This is a genomic window from Pseudomonas sp. TH41 (assembly GCF_016650695.1).
Classification (GTDB): domain Bacteria; phylum Pseudomonadota; class Gammaproteobacteria; order Pseudomonadales; family Pseudomonadaceae; genus Aquipseudomonas.
In genome coordinates, this window is the sequence record NZ_JAEKFH010000003.1 from 918,203 (window position 1) to 936,493 (window position 18,291).

General features: G+C 59.2%; 17 protein-coding genes. 8 read left to right on the forward strand and 9 right to left on the reverse strand.

The genetic code is table 11. The features are described 5' to 3' along the window. The first annotated feature begins 4 nt into the window (after nt 1–4). The 3 genes from dapE (at nt 5) to JFU37_RS06940 (ending at nt 2,418) form a co-directional block, all read left to right on the forward strand. The gene (gene dapE / locus JFU37_RS06930) at nt 5–1,156 is read left to right on the forward strand and encodes a succinyl-diaminopimelate desuccinylase (RefSeq protein WP_201114379.1); all 1,152 of its coding nucleotides are present in this window, start codon (nt 5–7) and stop codon (nt 1,154–1,156) included. Then, a complete protein-coding gene (locus JFU37_RS06935) occupies nt 1,156–1,965 on the forward strand; it encodes a putative RNA methyltransferase (RefSeq protein WP_201114381.1) in 810 nt (269 codons plus the stop codon). Before dapE ends, JFU37_RS06935 begins: the two co-directional genes overlap by 1 nt. Before the next feature lie 75 nt (nt 1,966–2,040). After that, nucleotides 2,041–2,418, forward strand: a complete 378-nt coding sequence (locus JFU37_RS06940) for a hypothetical protein (protein WP_201114383.1) — start codon at nt 2,041–2,043, stop codon at nt 2,416–2,418. Nucleotides 2,419–2,542: 124 nt separating this feature from the next. Here the strand turns inward: JFU37_RS06940 and JFU37_RS06945 are convergent, their stop codons facing one another. Then, nucleotides 2,543–2,752 (reverse strand): cold-shock protein, encoded by a 210-nt coding sequence (locus JFU37_RS06945; protein ID WP_010462862.1) that lies wholly within the window; start codon nt 2,750–2,752, stop codon nt 2,543–2,545. A 166-nt stretch (nt 2,753–2,918) separates the two neighbouring features. Between JFU37_RS06945 and plsB the strand changes: the two genes are divergently transcribed. The 3 genes from plsB (at nt 2,919) to JFU37_RS06960 (ending at nt 6,667) form a co-directional block, all read left to right on the forward strand. Continuing rightward, on the forward strand, nt 2,919–5,420 hold the full coding sequence (gene plsB, locus JFU37_RS06950) for a glycerol-3-phosphate 1-O-acyltransferase PlsB (RefSeq protein WP_201114399.1): 2,502 nt from the start codon (nt 2,919–2,921) through the stop codon (nt 5,418–5,420). Between the two features lie 132 nt (nt 5,421–5,552). Next, nucleotides 5,553–5,951 (forward strand): YbaY family lipoprotein, encoded by a 399-nt coding sequence (locus tag JFU37_RS06955; protein ID WP_201114401.1) that lies wholly within the window; start codon nt 5,553–5,555, stop codon nt 5,949–5,951. Between the two features lie 26 nt (nt 5,952–5,977). Then, entirely contained in the window at nt 5,978–6,667 is a 690-nt protein-coding gene (locus JFU37_RS06960; RefSeq protein WP_201114414.1) for a DUF4197 domain-containing protein, read from the forward strand. Nucleotides 6,668–6,776: 109 nt separating this feature from the next. Here JFU37_RS06960 and JFU37_RS06965 read toward each other — a convergent pair whose 3' ends face one another. The 4 genes from JFU37_RS06965 to JFU37_RS06980 all read right to left on the reverse strand — a co-directional run bounded on the left by JFU37_RS06965 (nt 6,777) and on the right by JFU37_RS06980 (nt 13,758). Beyond that, nucleotides 6,777–8,120, reverse strand: coding sequence for a Fic family protein (locus JFU37_RS06965; RefSeq protein WP_201114416.1), 1,344 nt, complete (start codon nt 8,118–8,120; stop codon nt 6,777–6,779). A 201-nt stretch (nt 8,121–8,321) separates the two neighbouring features. Beyond that, nucleotides 8,322–8,606, reverse strand: coding sequence for a DUF6124 family protein (locus JFU37_RS06970; RefSeq protein ID WP_201114418.1), 285 nt, complete (start codon nt 8,604–8,606; stop codon nt 8,322–8,324). 973 nt (nt 8,607–9,579) lie between these two features. Beyond that, nucleotides 9,580–12,651, reverse strand: a complete 3,072-nt coding sequence (locus JFU37_RS06975) for an efflux RND transporter permease subunit (protein WP_201114420.1) — start codon at nt 12,649–12,651, stop codon at nt 9,580–9,582. 6 nt (nt 12,652–12,657) lie between these two features. Beyond that, on the reverse strand, nt 12,658–13,758 hold the full coding sequence (locus JFU37_RS06980; protein ID WP_201114422.1) for an efflux RND transporter periplasmic adaptor subunit: 1,101 nt from the start codon (nt 13,756–13,758) through the stop codon (nt 12,658–12,660). A 93-nt stretch (nt 13,759–13,851) separates the two neighbouring features. Between JFU37_RS06980 and JFU37_RS06985 the strand changes: the two genes are divergently transcribed. Further along, entirely contained in the window at nt 13,852–14,487 is a 636-nt protein-coding gene (locus JFU37_RS06985) for a TetR/AcrR family transcriptional regulator (protein ID WP_201114424.1), read from the forward strand. A 102-nt stretch (nt 14,488–14,589) separates the two neighbouring features. Here the strand turns inward: JFU37_RS06985 and JFU37_RS06990 are convergent, their stop codons facing one another. Continuing rightward, complete coding sequence (locus JFU37_RS06990) at nt 14,590–15,372, reverse strand: class I SAM-dependent methyltransferase (RefSeq protein WP_207201388.1); 783 nt, start codon at nt 15,370–15,372, stop codon at nt 14,590–14,592. Nucleotides 15,373–15,466: 94 nt separating this feature from the next. Between JFU37_RS06990 and JFU37_RS06995 the strand changes: the two genes are divergently transcribed. Further along, complete coding sequence (locus JFU37_RS06995; protein WP_201114426.1) at nt 15,467–16,087, forward strand: energy transducer TonB; 621 nt, start codon at nt 15,467–15,469, stop codon at nt 16,085–16,087. Nucleotides 16,088–16,122: 35 nt separating this feature from the next. Here JFU37_RS06995 and JFU37_RS07000 read toward each other — a convergent pair whose 3' ends face one another. From JFU37_RS07000 to JFU37_RS07010, 3 genes are read right to left on the reverse strand one after another with little or no spacing between them, the layout of a single operon-like run. Beyond that, a complete protein-coding gene (locus JFU37_RS07000; RefSeq protein WP_201114428.1) occupies nt 16,123–16,944 on the reverse strand; it encodes an isocitrate lyase/PEP mutase family protein in 822 nt (273 codons plus the stop codon). A gap of 33 nt (nt 16,945–16,977) precedes the next feature. Next, nucleotides 16,978–17,838 (reverse strand): DUF72 domain-containing protein, encoded by an 861-nt coding sequence (locus JFU37_RS07005; RefSeq protein ID WP_201114430.1) that lies wholly within the window; start codon nt 17,836–17,838, stop codon nt 16,978–16,980. Further along, on the reverse strand, nt 17,838–18,143 hold the full coding sequence (locus JFU37_RS07010) for a hypothetical protein (protein WP_201114432.1): 306 nt from the start codon (nt 18,141–18,143) through the stop codon (nt 17,838–17,840). The genes JFU37_RS07005 and JFU37_RS07010 overlap by 1 nt, the downstream gene beginning before the upstream one ends. Nucleotides 18,144–18,291: the final 148 nt, after the last annotated feature.

Consider the following 18,291-nt stretch of genomic DNA (forward strand, 5'->3'; position numbering starts at 1 on the left):
TTACATGACGGCCCACGCCGACCTTTCGCCGACCCTTCAACTCGCCATCGACCTGATCCGCCGTCCATCCGTGACGCCGGTCGACGCCGATTGCCAGAAGCAGATGATGCAGCGCCTGGGCGATGCCGGTTTCACTCTGGAACCGATGCGCATCGAAGATGTGGATAACTTCTGGGCCACTCACGGCAAACACGACGGTCCGGTGCTGTGCTTTGCCGGTCACACCGACGTGGTGCCGACCGGTCCGGTGACGGCCTGGCAGATCGATCCGTTCAACGCGGTGATCGACGAACACGGCATGCTCTGCGGCCGTGGCGCGGCGGACATGAAAGGCAGCCTTGCGGCAATGACCGTGGCCGCTGAGCGCTTTGTCGCCGACTACCCGGATCACAAGGGCAAAGTGGCGTTCCTGATCACCAGCGACGAAGAAGGCCCGGCGCATCACGGCACCAAGGCTGTGGTCGAACGCCTCGCTGCCCGCAAGGAACGTCTGGACTGGTGCATCGTCGGCGAACCGTCGAGCACCACGCTGGTGGGTGACGTGGTCAAGAACGGCCGTCGTGGCTCCCTCGGCGCCAAGCTGACCGTGCACGGCGTGCAAGGCCATGTGGCTTATCCACACCTGGCAAAGAACCCGATCCACCTCGCCACTCCGGCGCTGGCCGAACTGGCCGCCGAGCACTGGGACCACGGCAACGATTTCTTCCCGCCGACCAGCTTCCAGATCTCCAACGTCAATTCCGGCACCGGCGCGACCAACGTGATCCCGGGTGATCTGGTGGCGGTGTTCAACTTCCGCTTCTCCACCGAGTCCACCGTCGAAGGCCTGCAAAAGCGCGTCGCCGACATCCTCGACAAGCATGGCCTGGACTGGCACATCGACTGGGCCTTGTCCGGCCTGCCGTTCCTCACTGAGCCTGGCGCACTGCTGGATGCCGTGGCCTCCAGCATCAAGGACGTGACCGGTCGCGAAACAAAAGCCTCCACCAGCGGCGGCACCTCCGACGGTCGCTTCATCGCGACCATGGGCACGCAAGTGGTTGAACTGGGCCCGGTCAACGCGACGATCCACCAGGTCAACGAACGTGTGCTGGCTGCTGACCTCGACGTGTTGACCGACATTTACTACCAGACCCTGATCAAGTTGCTCGCCTGATGCTGGCCTGCCCGATCTGCAGCGAACCGCTGAACGCGGTAGACAACGGCGTGGCCTGCCCCGCCGGGCATCGTTTCGACCGCGCGCGCCAGGGTTACCTGAACCTGCTGCCGGTGCAGCACAAAAACAGCCGCGACCCTGGGGATAACCTGGCGATGGTCGAAGCCCGTCGCGACTTCTTGAACGCCGGCCATTACGCGCCGGTGGCCAAGCGCCTGGCCGAACTCGCCGCGCACTACGCGCCACAACGCTGGCTGGACATCGGGTGTGGCGAGGGTTACTACACCGCGCAAATCGCCGAGGCCTTGCCAAGCGCGGACGGTTACGCGCTGGACATCTCCCGGGAAGCGGTCAAACGCGCCTGCAAACGCAACCCGCAGTTGACTTGGTTGATCGCCAGCATGGCCCGGGTGCCGTTAGCCTCGGGCAGTTGCCAGTTCCTCGCCAGCGTCTTCAGCCCGCTGGATTGGGAAGAAGCCAAACGCTTGCTCAGCCCCGGTGGCGGCTTGATGAAAGTCGGGCCGACCAGCGGCCATCTGATGGAATTGCGCGAGCGACTGTACGACGAAGTCCGTGAATACACCGACGACAAGCATCTGGCACTGGTGCCGGAAGGCATGGCGCTGCAACACAGCGAAACCCTGGAATTCAAACTGACGCTGGACAAGGGTCAGGACCGTGCGAACCTGTTGGCCATGACACCCCACGGCTGGCGCGCCAGTGCCGAGCGCCGGGCGGCGGTCATCGAACAGACTGAGCCGTTCGAGGTCACTGTTTCAATGCGCTACGATTATTTCGTACTTCAATAATTTTTGGTCTTGAGCAACGGCTTGAGACCGGCTAAATCCGCGAATGGATTTTTCAGACCCGCAGTGAGGACATCCATGCGCCAACCCGATATCGAGATTTACCTGAAAGACGCCGACGTCGACTACAAGGCCATTTCCACCTGGCTCGGCGCGGCTTTGGGCCCATGCACCGACTGGGTTCAGAAAGGTCAGACCTACAAGTGCAAGGCCGGCAACGTGCCGGTGACCTGGCTGCCAAAAGCCGTAGGCAAATGGAACAGCCTGTACCTGGAAAGCGACCAGACCCCTTGGGAAGACGACATCGCTTGCGCCCGCGCTGCCTTTGCCGCGCTGAATGTCGAAGTGCGTTGTGCACCGGGTACGTGGGTTGAGGAAGAAGGTGAAGAGACGGCGGATCGCTGGATGCGGATCAGCGCTGATGGTGAAGAAGAAATCACCTGGAAAACAGCTTAACCAAATTGTGGGAGCGGGCTTGCTCGCGAATGCGGTGTATCAGTCAACGTTAATGTCGACTGATACACCGCATTCGCGAGCAAGCCCGCTCCCACAGTGTTTCTGTGTGATCTGAAGTCTGGGTTTACAAGCCCACCACATCCTCAGCCTGCAAGCCCTTCTCGCCCGTCACCACGGCATATTCAACCTGCTGACCTTCCGCCAGCGAACGATGCCCTTCGCCGCGAATCGCGCGGTAGTGCACGAACACGTCTACCCCGTCCTCGCGCTGAATGAAGCCGTAGCCCTTGGCGTCGTTGAACCACTTCACGTTGCCGGTTTCGCGCGTAGCCATGAATCAGTACCCCCCTTATTTTTATTTTGAACGGCCGAGTATATGACAGCCGTCAAAACTCTCAACTCACTTTACTTAGCCGCCTTTTTGCCGATTTTCAGCGAATACGGCACACTATCGACCGCCCGAGCAAACGCTCGGTTTTATTCACTCATGCAGAAGCCGTATGACCCGTTCCCCGTTCCGCCGTCTGGTGTTTGGCACCCTGCGCCGACTGCTCTATCTCTGGGTTCGCTCAGAGACGATCAACCAGTCGTCGTTCACCCTCAACCTCGACCGCAGTCGTCCGGTGTTCTACGTCCTGCAAAACCCTTCCCTGACTGACCTCGCCGTGGTCGACACCGAATGCAGCAAGGCCGGTCTGCCCCGCCCGGTGTTGCCAGTGTCGGTCGGCAATCTGCTGGAGCCCGCCGCCTTCTTCTACCTGACGCCGGAGCCCGATTGGCTTGGTCGCCAGGACAAGCGTGGCGCGCCGCCGACCCTGACTCGCCTGGTCAGCGCCCTGAGCCAGAACGGCGCCGAAGACGCGCAGATCATTCCGGTCAGTGTGTTCTGGGGCCAGTCGCCCGACAGCGAATCGAGCCCGTGGAAATTGCTCTTCGCCGATAGCTGGGCGGTCACCGGACGTCTGCGTCGGTTGCTGAGCATCATCGTGCTGGGCCGAAAAACCCGCGTGCAGTTCTCCGCGCCGATTCATCTGCGGGAACTGATCGACCACAACAAAGGCCACGAGCGCACCGTGCGCATGGCCCAGCGAATTCTGCGGGTGCACTTTCGCAATCTGAAAGCCGCCGTCATCGGCCCGGACATTTCCCACCGTCGCAACCTGGTCAAAGGCCTGCTCAATCAGCCGCTGGTCAAGCAGGCGATCCTCGACGAAGCCGAGCGTGAGAACATGTCCCCGGAGAAAGCCAAGGCCCAGGCCCTGCGCTATGGCAACGAGATCGCGTCGGACTACACCTACACCGCGATCCGTTTTCTGGAAGTGGTGCTGAGCTGGTTCTGGAATAAAATCTACGACGGGATCAAGGTCAACCACATCGAAGGTGTGCAGAACGTCGCTCAGGGTCACGAAGTGATCTATGTGCCATGCCACCGCAGTCACATCGATTACCTGCTGCTCTCGTACCTGCTGTTCCGCAACGGCCTGACCCCGCCGCACGTTGCCGCCGGCATCAATCTGAACATGCCGGTGATCGGCAGCCTGCTGCGACGCGGCGGTGCGTTCTTCATGCGTCGCACCTTCAAGGGCAACCCGCTCTACACCTCAGTGTTCAACGAATACCTGCACACCCTGTTCACCAAAGGCTTCCCGGTGGAGTACTTCGTCGAGGGCGGCCGTTCCCGCACCGGGCGCATGCTGCAACCTAAAACCGGGATGCTGGCGATCACCCTGCGCAGTTTCCTGCGCTCGTCGCGCATGCCCATCGTCTTCGTGCCGGTGTACATCGGTTATGAGCGCGTACTGGAAGGCCGGACCTACCTCGGCGAACTGCGTGGCGCGAGCAAGAAGAAAGAATCGATCTTCGACATCTTCAAGGTCATCGGTGCCCTCAAACAGCGTTTCGGCCAAGTGGCGGTGAATTTCGGTGAGCCGATCAAACTGGCGGAGTTCCTCGACAGCGAACAGCCGGACTGGCGCCAACAGGAACTCGGCCCGCAATTCAAACCAGCCTGGCTCAACGAAACCACCAACCGTCTCGGCGAGAAAGTCGCGCAACATCTGAACGAAGCAGCGGCCATCAATCCGGTCAACCTGGTGGCGCTGGCGTTGCTGTCCACCAGCCGTTTGGCACTGGACGATCGCGCCATGGTGCGGGTGCTGGACCTGTATCTGGCGCTGTTGCGCAAAGTACCGTATTCGCCGCACACCACGTTGCCGGAAGGTGACGCCCGAGCACTGATCGAGCACGTGAAGGACATGGATTTGCTGTCCGAGCAGAGTGATGCCCTGGGCAAGATTCTGTACCTGGACGAGCAAAACGCCGTCCTGATGACTTACTACCGCAACAACGTTTTGCACATCTTCGCCCTGCCGGCGTTGTTGGCGAGCTTCTTCCAGAGTGCGTCACGCATGAGCCGCGAGCAGATCCTGCGCTACACCCGCGCGCTCTATCCGTACCTGCAATCGGAGCTGTTTATTCGCTGGTCACTGGACGAACTGGATGCGGTGATCGACCAATGGCTCGAAGCATTCGTCGAGCAAGGTTTGCTGCGATTCGAGAATGAGGTCTTCCTGCGCCCGGCGCCAAGCTCGCGGCATTTTGTGCTGCTGACGCTGCTGTCGAAAAGCATCGCGCAGACCCTGCAACGCTTCTACATGACCGTGTCCCTGCTGCTCAACAGCGGCCAGAACAGCATCAGCGCCGAAGAACTGGAAGACCTGTGCACGGTCATGGCCCAGCGCCTGTCGATCCTGCATGGCCTGAACGCTCCGGAGTTCTTCGACAAGAGCCTGTTCCGCCATTTCATCCAGACAATGCTCGACCTTGACGTGCTCAAGCGCGATGAAGCCGGCAAGCTGAGCTACCACGAACTGCTCGGCGAACTGGCCGAAGGCGCCGCCAAGCGGGTCTTGCCAGCGGAGATTCGCTTGTCGATTCGGCAGGTGGCGTTGCATCGCAGTGAAGATGCGGCGGATCAGGTCGCAACAAAACCCGAAACCTGATGCAAAAACCTGTGGGAGCGAGCCTGCTCGCGAAAGCGGTGTGTCAAATAGCGATGATGTTGACTGACACACCGCTTTCGCGAGCAGGTCGGATCGCCGCACCGTCGCTCCCACATTAAATAGAGATCACCGATGAAAAAACTATCTCTATTGGCCATGGCCGCTTTGCTGGGCGCCTGTCAGTCGATGCAGCCTGCCGCTAAACACAGCCTCGATGGCGAAGTCTTCTACTTGCAACGCATCGCCCTGCCGCCGACCGCCACCTTGAGCGTCAGCTTGCAGGACGTCTCTCTTGCCGACGCGCCTGCCGTGGTGCTCGACAAGCAAACAGGCCCAGTCAAAAGCCAGGTGCCACTGCCCTTTCATCTGAGCTACGATCCAGCGCAGGTCAAACCCGGCCATCGCTACTCCGTCAGCGCGCGCATCGAAGTCAATGGCAAACTGATGTTCATCACCACCGAACATCACTCCGTACAACTGGATGGCAGCGACCCGCAGCCACTGAAAATCCGCGTCGCCGCCGCCCGCTAACTCCACTTTCGAACAAGGAAGCCGACATGTTCCGCCCTACCCTTCGCTTCGCCGGCCTGTGTGCAGGCTTGATGATCTCCGCCAGCGCCCTGGCCCTGTCGCTCAGTGACTTGTCACAAAAGGACGCCACCGGCGGCCTCAAGGATGCCCTGACCCAAGGTGCACAACTGGCCGTGAAACAACTCGGCACACCGGGCGGGTTCAGCAACAACCCGGACGTGAAAATCGGTTTGCCGGGCAAACTTGGCAAGGTCGCCAGCAAAATGAAACAGTTCGGTATGGGCGATCAAGTCGACGAACTGGAAGCCAGCATGAACAAAGCCGCTGAAACCGCCGTGACCCAGGCTCAGCCGATTCTCGTGGACGCAGTGAAGAAGATGAGTGTGGAAGATGCCAAGGGCATCCTCAGCGGCGGCAACGACTCGGCCACTCAATACCTGAACAAAACCAGCCGCGAACAGATCCGCGCGAAGTTCCTGCCGATTGTGAAGCAAGCCACTGACCAGGTCGGCCTGGCCAAGCAATACAACACGTTCGCGGGTCAAGCGGCGACCATGGGTGTGCTGGATACCAAGAACGCCAACATCGAAAACTACGTGACCGAACAGGCGTTGAACGGTTTGTTCGAAATGATTGGCAAACAGGAAGAAACCATCCGCCAGAACCCGGCGGCTGCGGCGACCAGTTTGGCGAAGAAGGTGTTTGGTACGCTCTGAGCTCGAACCCGAACCTGTGGGAGCGAGCTTGCTCGCGATGGCGGCGTGTCAGGCAATGTTGAGTCGACTGACACTCCCTTATCGCGAGCAAGCTCGCTCCCACAATAGATCAGATCGATGTAGGCCTTAGAAAAAACACCCACTCCCTGCCCATCTTCCTTTTCTCGAACACCTTCAATTCGACCAACCCGTTCAGGGTCGCCGACGCCGTGTTGTAAGAGCAGTCCAGATGTTCCTTCACGTTGACCGCCGTAAACTCCTTGGCCATCCCACTCTTGGCCACCTGGAATACGGCTCGCTGCTTCTCGGTCAATCGGTCAAAAAAACCGGACGCCAACAACCAGCGATCAAAGCCCTCCGAATACGCCAGACTTTTCCGATAAGCCTCGGTAAAACCACTGACAGCCCGCAGGATGACCGAACACTGGAAATCGATGAAATACGTCAGGTCGAGTTCATCAGCTTCAGCGTTCAGATAAGAACGCCCATATTTCACCGGCGCGTTGCGTAGCAAAATGCTGATCGCAATGTAACGAAAGGCCGAGAAGTCATTCTTGAACATGAACCAGTAGAACAGTGCTCGCGCCACCCGGCCATTGCCATCACGGAAAGGATGTTCATAACCCAACGCAAAATGCAGTGCGATGCCTTTGATCAGCGGATGCAGGTAATCCACTTGATCGGGATCGTTGTGGGACCGGTTAATCCACGTCGACAGCACCCGCAATCGTGACACCACCCCCACGGCGGGCGGCGGTGTATGAACGGTGTTGCCCTCGCCGTCCTGCACCACCACATCATCGCTGTCCCTGAACGCTCCCGGCGAATACTGCACGTCATCAATGCCTTCGACGCCCACCCGGTGCATGGCTGAAATCAACTCGACACTCAGTGGGTCAAAACGCTTTTCCCAGGCGAAGTTCATCATTTTGTAATTGCCGATCACCATTCGCTCATCCGGCGTGCGCGGCAGGCGATTGCGCTTGAGCATGTCTTTGGCCACCTGCGTGGTGGTCGCCGCGCCTTCGAGCTGGCTGCTACTGATGGCTTCGTCTTCGATCAAATCGTTGAGCAGATAACTGAAGTGCGCATGTTCGCCGATCTGACTGGTCATGTACTCCAGCGCAGCCGTTGTGGTTTGTCGATCGACGGCAGAAACAGCTTTTTGTGCCAGCGGCGTGAGCACGAAGTTGCCCCACTCAACAGGCTCGCCCAAAGGCAAAAGAGTTGAATACTGTGCAGTCCGGGCTTTCTTCACCAATGCCCAGCATAGCGTCGAATCCAGCCCGGGCTCCCAGCGATAGCGCAGCTCATCGAAAGGCAGATAGCGCCCCTGATCGTCCAGCGGCTTGAGCAGGGCGAGGTAGTCCGCGAGGCGTTCTTTGTGTGGTGACTTCCCCAACAGGTCGAATACCGGGTCCGTCCGACCTTTCAGTTTGGGTGGTTTTTTCATAGTGCCGTCTCAAAACACTCACGAAACTGAGTCGTGAGTACAGCACTTCAATCTCCAGGTCTCAATATCAGACAAGTCCGAGATAGGTGTAGGAACAAAGCTCGTCACAATGGCCATGACTTGATCTGCCTCATCGGACATTGCAGTCATTCACAAAAAGCCCGCTGACCTTCTACAGGTTCAGCGGGCTTTTTCGTTGGGCTATTGCTGTGGATCAAACTGATCCAGCACCCGGTTCACCGATAGTTGCGCCAGAACAATCATCTGCTGAATACCGAGCACTAAATTGCACGTTGGGCCGGTCAGGCTGGAGGACAGCTCCGTGGCCATCACATTGGCGGAGGCAAGGGTTTCGTAGGCATGGACCAGGAGGGTTTCGGAATTGACGCCGGGGCGGATGGTGAAAATCGGACAGGGACGGTATGTCGTTTTCGACGTTAGATTAGCGGGATCGGACTCTGGAGGTTTTTTTGACTTGCAGCTCATGGTGCAACTCCTAAAAACGATTGGAGCGACCAACATCTCTTTAGAATGCGGCGCCTATTTGCGCCTAACAAATTTCGGGCTTGCAGTCCCGGTCGCTGAATTGGCAGCGACGGTCACAGGCTAAAGATCGTGCTTCCGACGGACAACCTGAAAATGTTGTGGGAAGGTTCTGAATGTTTGGTTGAGCGATAAACATCGTCGGCTGTGGGGCCGCTTTCGCGAGCAGGCTCGCTCCCACAGGGAATTAGGTACATCCGCAAGATCAGGTCGGCTGTCAGGCCGCCATCGCAGGCAAGCCAGCTCCCACAGGAATTGGGTACAGCCGCAAGATCAGGTCGGCTGTCAGGCCGCCTTCGCAGGCAAGCCAGCTCCCACAGGAATTGGGTACAGCCGCAAGATCAGGTCGGCTGTCAGGCCGCCATCGCAGGCAAGCCAGCTCCCACAGGGAATTAGGTACATCCGCAAGATCAGGTCGGCTGTCAGGCCGCCATCGCAGGCAAGCCAGCTCCCACAGGAATTGGGTACATCCGCAAGATCAGGTCGGCTGTCAGGCCGCCTTCGCGAGCAGGCTCGCTCCCACAGAAAAGCACAAGCAGATCGGTGTGCACACTTCGCTCCTCAGCACTCAACAGGCCGAGCGTTAGCTCGCCTGTAGCTTTTGATCTGGACGCACCGCCCCCTCGAGAGGCCGAGTGGAGGTTCTGCGCAGTGGGCAACCCGGCATGGATGCCGGGTTAGCCGCGCACGGCCATGGATGGCCGATCGCGGCGGGCCCACGGAGCAGGACCGGAGCGAGGGCATGCCGAGCCACAGCGAGGCACCGAACGAAAGGGGCAAGAGCCCTTGGTTACTTGGGGCTCTTCCAAGTGACTCGCCGTAAGGGCGAAACCGCCAGCGGCCATTACCGCAACAACGGATGTGCACTCAATCACCCAAAAACCTGGTCGGCCCGAAGGCCGCCACGCTTAAAAGATCAAACCGACTTTTCCTTGACCCGAAACCAAGCCGCATACAACGCTGGCAAGAACAAAAGCGTCAACGCCGTCGCCACAATCAACCCACCCATGATCGCCACCGCCATCGGCCCAAAAAACACACTGCGCGACAACGGAATCATCGCCAGCACCGCCGCAAGCGCCGTCAACACAATCGGCCGAAAACGCCGCACCGTGGCTTCAATAATCGCCTGCCAAGGCTTGAGCCCGGCCGCGATATCCTGCTCAATCTGATCCACCAGAATCACTGAGTTGCGCATAATCATCCCCGACAGGGCGATGGTCCCGAGCATGGCCACAAAACCGAATGGCTGACGGAACACCATCAGGAACAGCGTCACACCGATCAACCCCAATGGCGCTGTCAGAAACACCATCAGGGTGCGTGAGAAACTGCGCAATTGCAGCATCAGCAATGTCAGCACCACCACGATAAACAGCGGCACGCCGGCCTTCACCGAGTTCTGACCACGGGCCGAGTCTTCCACGGTGCCGCCGACTTCCAGCAGATAACCGTCAGGCAATTCCGCCCGAATCGGGTCCAGCGTCGGCATGATTTGCTGCACCAGGGTCGCCGGTTGTTCCTTGCCATAGATGTCGGCGCGGACCGTCACATTCGGCAGGCGGTTGCGGTGCCAAATGATGCCCTCTTCAAAGCCGTATTCCAGGGTCGCGATCTGCGACAGCGCCACGCTGCGACCGTTGTCGGTTGGCACCGCCAAGCTTGGCAGCAACGACAGTTCGGTACGTTCATGCAAGGTGCCGCGCAACAGGATCTCGATCAACTCGTTGTCTTCACGGTACTGGCTGACGCTGGAACCGGTCAGGGAGCTTTGCAGAAACTTCGACAGGTTCGCCGTGCTGACACCGAGCGCTCGGGCGCGGTCCTGGTCAACGTTCAGATAAACGACTTTGCTCGGTTCTTCCCAGTCCAGGTGGACGTTGACCACATGCGGATTCTCACGAACCTTGGCTGCCACTTTACGGGCCAGGGCGCGGACTTCTTCGATGTGTTCCCCGGTGACCCGGAACTGCACCGGATAGCCAACCGGCGGACCATTTTCAAGTCGCGTAACCCGAGAGCGTAGCGCCGGGAATTGCTCGTTGAGGGTTTCGATCAGCCACGTGCGCAGGGTTTCGCGGTCCTCGATGGTTTTGGCCAGGACTACAAACTGGGCGAAGCTCGCTGCCGGAAGTTGCTGATCCAGCGGCAGGTAAAAGCGCGGCGAACCGGTGCCGACGTAGGCCACGTAATTGTCGATGCCGGCATGATCCTTCAGCAAACCTTCAAGCCGGTTAACCTCGTCGGCGGTGTTGCTCAGAGAAGCACCTTCGGCCAGTTTCAAATCGACCATCAATTCCAGTCGCCCCGAGGCCGGGAAGAATTGTTGTGGCACAAAACGGAACAACACGATGGAGGCGATGAACAACACCACCGTCAGCACGATCACCGTCTTGCGCCAGCGCACACACCACGCCACCAAACCTCTGACGCGTTGATAGAACGGCGTGCCGTAAGGGTCAGATTGGCCGGCGCCAGTGCCGTGTTTGGCGGCATGAATTTTCGCCAGGTCCGGCAGGAGTTTTTCCCCCAGATAAGGCACAAAAACCACGGCCGCAATCCACGACGCCAGCAATGCGATGGTGACCACCTGAAAGATCGAACGGGTGTATTCGCCGGTGCCCGATTGCGCGGTAGCAATCGGCAGGAACCCGGCCGCGGTGATCAATGTGCCAGTGAGCATCGGGAACGCAGTGCTGGTCCAGGCATAGCTCGCGGCTTTGATGCGGTCGAAGCCCTGCTCCATTTTGATCGCCATCATTTCCACGGCGATGATCGCGTCATCCACCAGCAAGCCCAGCGCCAGTACCAGCGCACCGAGGGAAATCTTGTGCAGGCCAATGCCGAGGTAATACATGCAGGCGAACGTCATGGCCAACACCAGCGGAATCGCCAGCGCCACCACCATGCCGGTGCGCACGCCGAGGGAGAAAAAGCTCACCAGCAACACGATTGCCAGCGCTTCTACCAGCACCTGGACGAACTCGCCGACGCTTGTTTTTACCGCTGCTGGTTGATCGGAGACCTTGCGCAGCTGCATGCCGGCCGGGAGATTCTTCTGGATACGGTCGAACTCGATTTCCAGCGCCTTGCCCAGTACCAGAATGTCGCCACCGTCCTTCATGGCCACCGCCAGACCGATGGCGTCTTCCGCCATGAAGCGCATGCGTGGGGCGGGAGGATCGTTGAAACCACGCCGGACGTTCGCGACATCGGAGATACGGAACGTACGATCACCGACGCGAATCGGGAAGTTCTTGATCTCGTCGACCGTCTGAAAATTCCCCGAAACCCGTAGCTGTAAACGCTCACTGGTGGTTTCAAAGAAGCCCGCCGTGGACACCGCGTTCTGCTCTTCCAGCGCTTGTTGCACAGCCGCCAAGGGCAAGCCGAGGGTGGCGAGCTTGACGTTGGAGAGTTCAATCCAGATCTTCTCGTCCTGCAGGCCGAGCAGGTCGACTTTGCCCACATCCTTGACCCGCTGCAGCTGGATCTGGATGCGGTCGGCGTAGTCCTTGAGCACCGCGTAATCAAAACCGTCCCCGGTCAGCGCGTAAATATTGCCGAAGGTGGTGCCGAATTCATCGTTGAAGAATGGCCCCTGAATACCCGGTGGCAATGTTTGACGAATGTCGCTGATTTTTTTGCGGACCTGATACCAGAGATCAGGGATGTCCACCGAGTGCATGGAATCGCGAGCAACGAACGTCACCTGGGATTCGCCCGGTCGAGAGAACGACACGATGCGCTCGTACTCGCCGGTTTCCATCAGTTTCTTTTCGATGCGCTCGCTGACCTGCCGCGACACCTCCTCGGCGGTGGCTCCCGGCCAGTTGGTGCGGATCACCATGGCCTTGAAGGTGAACGGCGGGTCTTCGCTTTGGCCGAGCTTGGTGTAGGAAAGCGCGCCGACGATGGCCAGCAAGAGCATCAGGAACAGGACGATCTGGCGGTTACGCAGCGCCCATTCGGAAAGATTGAAACCCATCGGGGATTACTCCTTGTCCGCCAGATTGACCACGCGGTTGGAGCGATCCACCGGGCGCACTTGCTGCCCGTCATGAAGCACATGGACACCGGCGGCCACCACCCAATCACTGGCGTTGAGGCCTTCGAGCACCGGTACGGTTTTCTCGCCGAATGGACCGACCCGGACCGGGGCTTTTTTCAGGGTGTTGTTGGCGCCAAGCACCCAAACGTAGGTGGCACCGTTTTCTGCGGTGACGGCAGACAGCGGCACCGACAGCGTCACAGCGTCAGCGGTCTGGATGAACACTCGGGCGCTCTGGCCAAGTTCGGCCGGCACCTTACCCGCGGTGAACGCGATGCGGGCGGCGAAGGTGCGGGATTTTGGATCGGCGGCGGGCGACAGCTCACGAATGCGCCCGGCGAAACGTTGATCGGGCTGGGTCCAGAGTTCAACCGAGACCGGCTGCCCCACTTTGAATCGCCCGAAACTCTGCTCCGGCAGGCTTATCAACACTTCGCGCTCACCATCGGTGGCGAGGGTAAACACCGTTTGCCCCGCCGCCACCACTTGCCCGACTTCGACCGCACGTTTGGCCACCACGCCGTCCTGAGGCGCGCGCAACACGGCGTAGCTGGCCTGATTGGTCGAGACGTTGAACTCGGCCTTGATCTGCTTCAGCCGGGCTTCACCGGATCGGTAGAGGTTTTCGGAATTGTCGTACTGCGATCGGCTGACCATCTGACGGTCCATCAGGGTCTTGTAGCGATCACGTTCGGCGCGAACCAGGTTCAAATTGGCTTCGGCAGCGGCAACCTGAGCGCGGGTGGCTTCCAGTTGCAGGCGCACGTCTTGCGGATCGAGTTCAGCCAGAGGCTGCTCAGCCTTGACTCGCTGGCCTTCCTCGACCAGTCGTCGGCTGACTTTACCGCCAATGCGAAATGCCAGATCCGGCTCATAGCGAGCCCGCACTTCACCGGGATAACTTTCCATCGCCTGGGCCGAAGGCTCTGGCTGCACCACCATGGCCGGGCGAACAGTGACTTGAGGCGCCTCTTCGTGACCACACGCAGACAATAAAAACGCCAGACTGACTGGCAATGCGAGGGGCAAGGCATAGCGGAACATGGTGAAGGACCTTTCGCTAATGGTGCTTGGAATAATTATACTGACCAGTATGTTATTAATAGCAAACTCACCAGTCCAGTATTAAAGCGAAGAATGACGAACAATCTTTCAGCACCCAATGGTCCGGGCCGCCCCAAGGATCTGGCCAAGCGCCAAGCCATCCTCGATGCGGCGAAAATTCTGTTTCTGAGCAATGGTTATGCGAACACCAGCATGGACGCCGTGGCGGCCGAAGCGGGTGTGTCGAAGCTGACCGTCTACAGCCATTTCAACGACAAGGAGACGCTGTTCTCCACCGCCGTCGTCGCCACGTGCGAAGAGCAGTTGCCTACGCTGTTGTTTGAATTGCCGGACGGCATTGCGGTAGAAACGGTGCTGCTGAACATCGCGCGCGGCTTTCATCACCTGATCAACAGCGACGAATCGGTGAACCTGCATCGGCTGATGATGACGCTGGGCAGCCAGGACCCGAAACTCTCACAAATATTCTTCGAGGCCGGGCCGGAGCGCATGCTGCATGGCATGGAGCGGCTGCTGGCCAAAGTTGATCAGAGCGGCGCGTTGCACATCGATAAGCCACGCAATGCGGCCGAGCATTTCTTCTGCCTGCTCAAGGGCGCGGGGAATTTTCGGTTGCTTTATGGTTGCGGCGAGCCATTGACCGGGGAGGCGGCCGAGAGCCATGTGCAGGAAGTGGTGGGGTTGTTTATGCGGGCTTATCGGGCGTAATTCCCGGGGAAATTGTGCCGGTGCTGAAAAGATCGCAGCCTTCGGCAGCTCCTACAGGGGGGTTGCGTTCGATCTGTAGGAGCTGCCGAAGGCTGCGATCTTTCAGGGCTTCAACGCTTTCTTCGGGTAAATATCATACCGACTGGATTTCCCATCCAGCGCATGACTCGGCTTTGGCCCCTCAATGCACGGCGCCTTGCGCGGCCGCTTGACCACCACCCGGTGACTGGCCAGTGCCAATGCCGCTTCAAGCAGTGCCGGGGCGTCCGGGTCATCGCCTACCAACGGCCGGAACAGGCGCATTTCCTTCTTCACTAGCGCCGTTTTCTCACGGTGGGGAAACATGGGGTCCAGGTAGATCACCTGCGGCGGCTCGCCTTCCCAGTTACGCATCAACTCGATTGAGTTGCCCTTGAGCAAATGCATCCGCGCCACGATCGGCGCCACGTCGAAGTCTTCCGCGGCTCGGGCCAGGCCATCTTCAAGCAAGGCACCGATCAAGGGCTGACGTTCGATCAGGCTCATCTCACAGCCCAGGCTCGCCAGCACGAACGCATCTTTGCCCAGCCCTGCCGTGGCATCCAGCACACGCGGACGCACACCCTGCGCGATGCCAACCGCCTTGGCGATCATTTGCCCCGTGCCGCCACCGAATAACCGGCGATGGGCTGCGCCGCCTTCGACAAAGTCCACCCGCACCGGCCCTGGCGCATCAGCACCCAGCTGTTGCAGCTGCAAGCCCTGCTCGCCCACTTGCAAGGCAAACTCGCCGTCAGCTACGTGCATAGGCAAACCCAGGCGCTCGGCCCATTGCTCGGCTTGTGGCTGAAACGCCGGGGCCGAGGCCTCGACATGGATGCGGCAGGCCGCAGGTGGCTCAATCATGGGAAAACACGCTCAAAAAAATTAATGATCGGCAAAAACGGCCGATAACAAAACTATCGAGCATTTTGCCAGACCTCAGCGTCGACCGAGAGAAATGTCAGACTTTCAACCCACAATCACAGGTTTTATCTCGCCCTACGGCGATTACCGCCTGCGAAATAGCCAAGCACTGAGCGGTGTTAGCCACCACTGGCAAGATTTTTTTGCCCGGGCGCTGGCCGATCAGTCGAGCGATGGGGTGCCGGCTTCTCTCGACTTTCCACCGGTCGATCTCGATAGCCCGGTCGAACCGACGGTGGGCAGCGAACTGCTGGCGCACATCGTTTCCCAGCGTGAATGTGACGTGAAGGAAACCGCAGTTCGCCCTCCCGAGCCACTGTTCCTGCCGATTGCCGAGTTCGAAATGGACCTGGCCGACAAACCGTTCCCTCCGTTCCCGGCAGAAGAAATCGTCGCGCAACAGCAACAACAGCACTTCGAAAGTGGTTGGGTTCGCCCGATCGTGCTGGCCGCCGGTCAACCTGTGCCAGCAGCCGGTCCGGCACCACAACCGCGTCCATTGCACCTGCCGATCGCCGAGTTCGAACTCCATCTGCTGGACAAGCCATTCCCGCCGTTCTCGCCCGAAGAGCTGGTGGAACAACAGAAACAACTCGATTTCGATAACGGCTGGGCTCGCCCAATCGTCCTGCAAAACCTGCGCATCGCCGCCTAAACCTCAGCGACACAGCCATCACCGAAACCGTATTGTCAGCTTTTGAACAATTGATTGGCCTGTTGATACGGCATCGACCGCGATGTGAACCCGAACGTGCCTGACTTCTGGATCTCTTCGGCTGCACGGTAGAACTCGCCATACGCCGCCAACGCCAGCGCTGAACCCACGCTGATCCGTTTAACGCCCATTTCGCTCAGTTGCTCGACCGTCAGCTTCAGTCCGCCAGACATCAAGACATTGACCGGTTTCGGCGCCACCGCGCGCACCACCGCCAGGACGTCTTCAGCCGTGCGCAGACCGGGCGCATACAACACGTCGGCCCCGGCTTCGGCAAAGGCCTGCAAGCGGCGAATGGTATCGGCCAGGTCAGGATTGCCATGCAGAAAGTTCTCGGCCCGCGCCGTCAGCATGAAGGGGAAAGGCAAACTGCGGGCTGCAGCAACGCAAGCTTCGATGCGGGCCACAGCATGTTCGAAGCAGTAGATCGGAGCGTCCTCACGGCCCGTGGCATCTTCGATCGAGCCGCCGACGGCACCGACGTCTGCCGCGCGCAAAATACTTTTCGCGCAATCCGCCGGGTTGTCGGCGAAACCGTTTTCGAGGTCGACCGCTACCGGCAAATCGGTGGCCGCGACAATCGCCTGAACGTTTGCCAGGGTATCGTCCAGTGTCAGCCCACCATCGGGACGGGCTCTGGAAAAGGCATAACCGGCACTGGTGGTCGCCAGCGCCTCGAAACCCAGGCTGGCGAGCATTTTCGCCGAGCCGGCGTCCCAAGGGTTGGGAATGACAAAAGCGCCGTCGCGTTCATGCAGTGCTTTGAACGCCTGGGCTCGAAGGGTTTGCGTATCCATTGGCAGGCTCCTGAAAAAAGCAGGGAATCCGCTTCAAAGCAGGCCAAGCTGCTCGATGGCGGGCTCTCTGTATAGCTCAGGCAGCGGCGGCAGGCCAGGCAAACGCAGCATCAGTTGTGCGTGAAAACGTTGCGCGAGTTTGGCGGCCAGCAGGTTGTCGGCGGTGTGCAGGAAGATATAGGGCGTGCGGCCCTCTTCGATCCACTGGGCGATTTTCTCGACCCACGGTACGAGGAACGGATCATTGGCCTCTAACTGTGGATGACCGATGAAACGGACTTGCGGGAACTGGGTGAAGGCTGCCGGGCGCGGCGGTACCTTGGGCTTTTTTGATTGGGCGTGAAGTACTGACGGATCAGTCGACACGCAGCTGAACAATGCGCGAGGATCGAGACAAATGCGCTCGACTCCGCGATCCCGCAGCAAGCGATTGAGCCCGCGCTCGGCATCGCCCTTGGCGAAGAAATCGTCGTGCCGCACTTCGATGGCCAGAGGCCTGTCCACCGCGTCGATAAAGCCCGCCAGCTCGTGCAATCGTTGAGGCGTGAAGCTTTTTGACAATTGCAGCCAGAGGGGCGAAACGCGATCGCCCAAGGGGCTGAGCAATTGCAGAAACGTTTCGACAGCGGTCAGTTGTTCGCGCAAGTCTCCGCTGTGGCTGATGTCGCCGGGGAATTTGGCGGTGAAGCGAAAGTGCTGAGGCATGGTCTCGGCCCAGCGCTGCACGGTGCTGGCAGCAGGGCTCGCGTAGAAGGTCGTATTACCTTCCACGGCGTTGAATACTTGAGAATAGAGATTTAGAAATTCGGAGGGCTTGGCGTCGGGCGGATAGAGGTATTCGCGCCAGGCGTTTTCACTCCAGGACGGGCAGCCGAGGTAATAAGGCAGCCACATCAGATGTACAGGTCGAGGCCCAGCACATTCGAATCCCAGTCGACAAAAGTGGCGGTGCTCAGGTAGCTGGCGAGTGCCGTGGCCACGCTTTTGCTCATGGCGCGGTGGTAAATCATGTCTTGTTGACGAGCCGGCAGATTAGCCAGGCGTTGCGCGGAAGCCTTGGCAGCGCGGGCGGCCATTTGCTCTTCGGATGGCATTTCCAGCTCACCGTCGATGTCGACGTAATCGTCTTCCGCCACAGGGCCTTTGCGAGGCTTGCGCTTGATGGGGTAGGACTGAGAGGAAACGCCGTCTATACGCATGAGTACATGTCCGGTATCAGTAATGGCAGTTTAATGGCGCATAGCCAACTTCGCAAACCGCTTGGTGATAACTAGAACACAGAAATACAAAAAGGTTTAAAAGCGGGGGCTATAAAACGACGATTGGCAGGAGGTGACGATGTTTTGT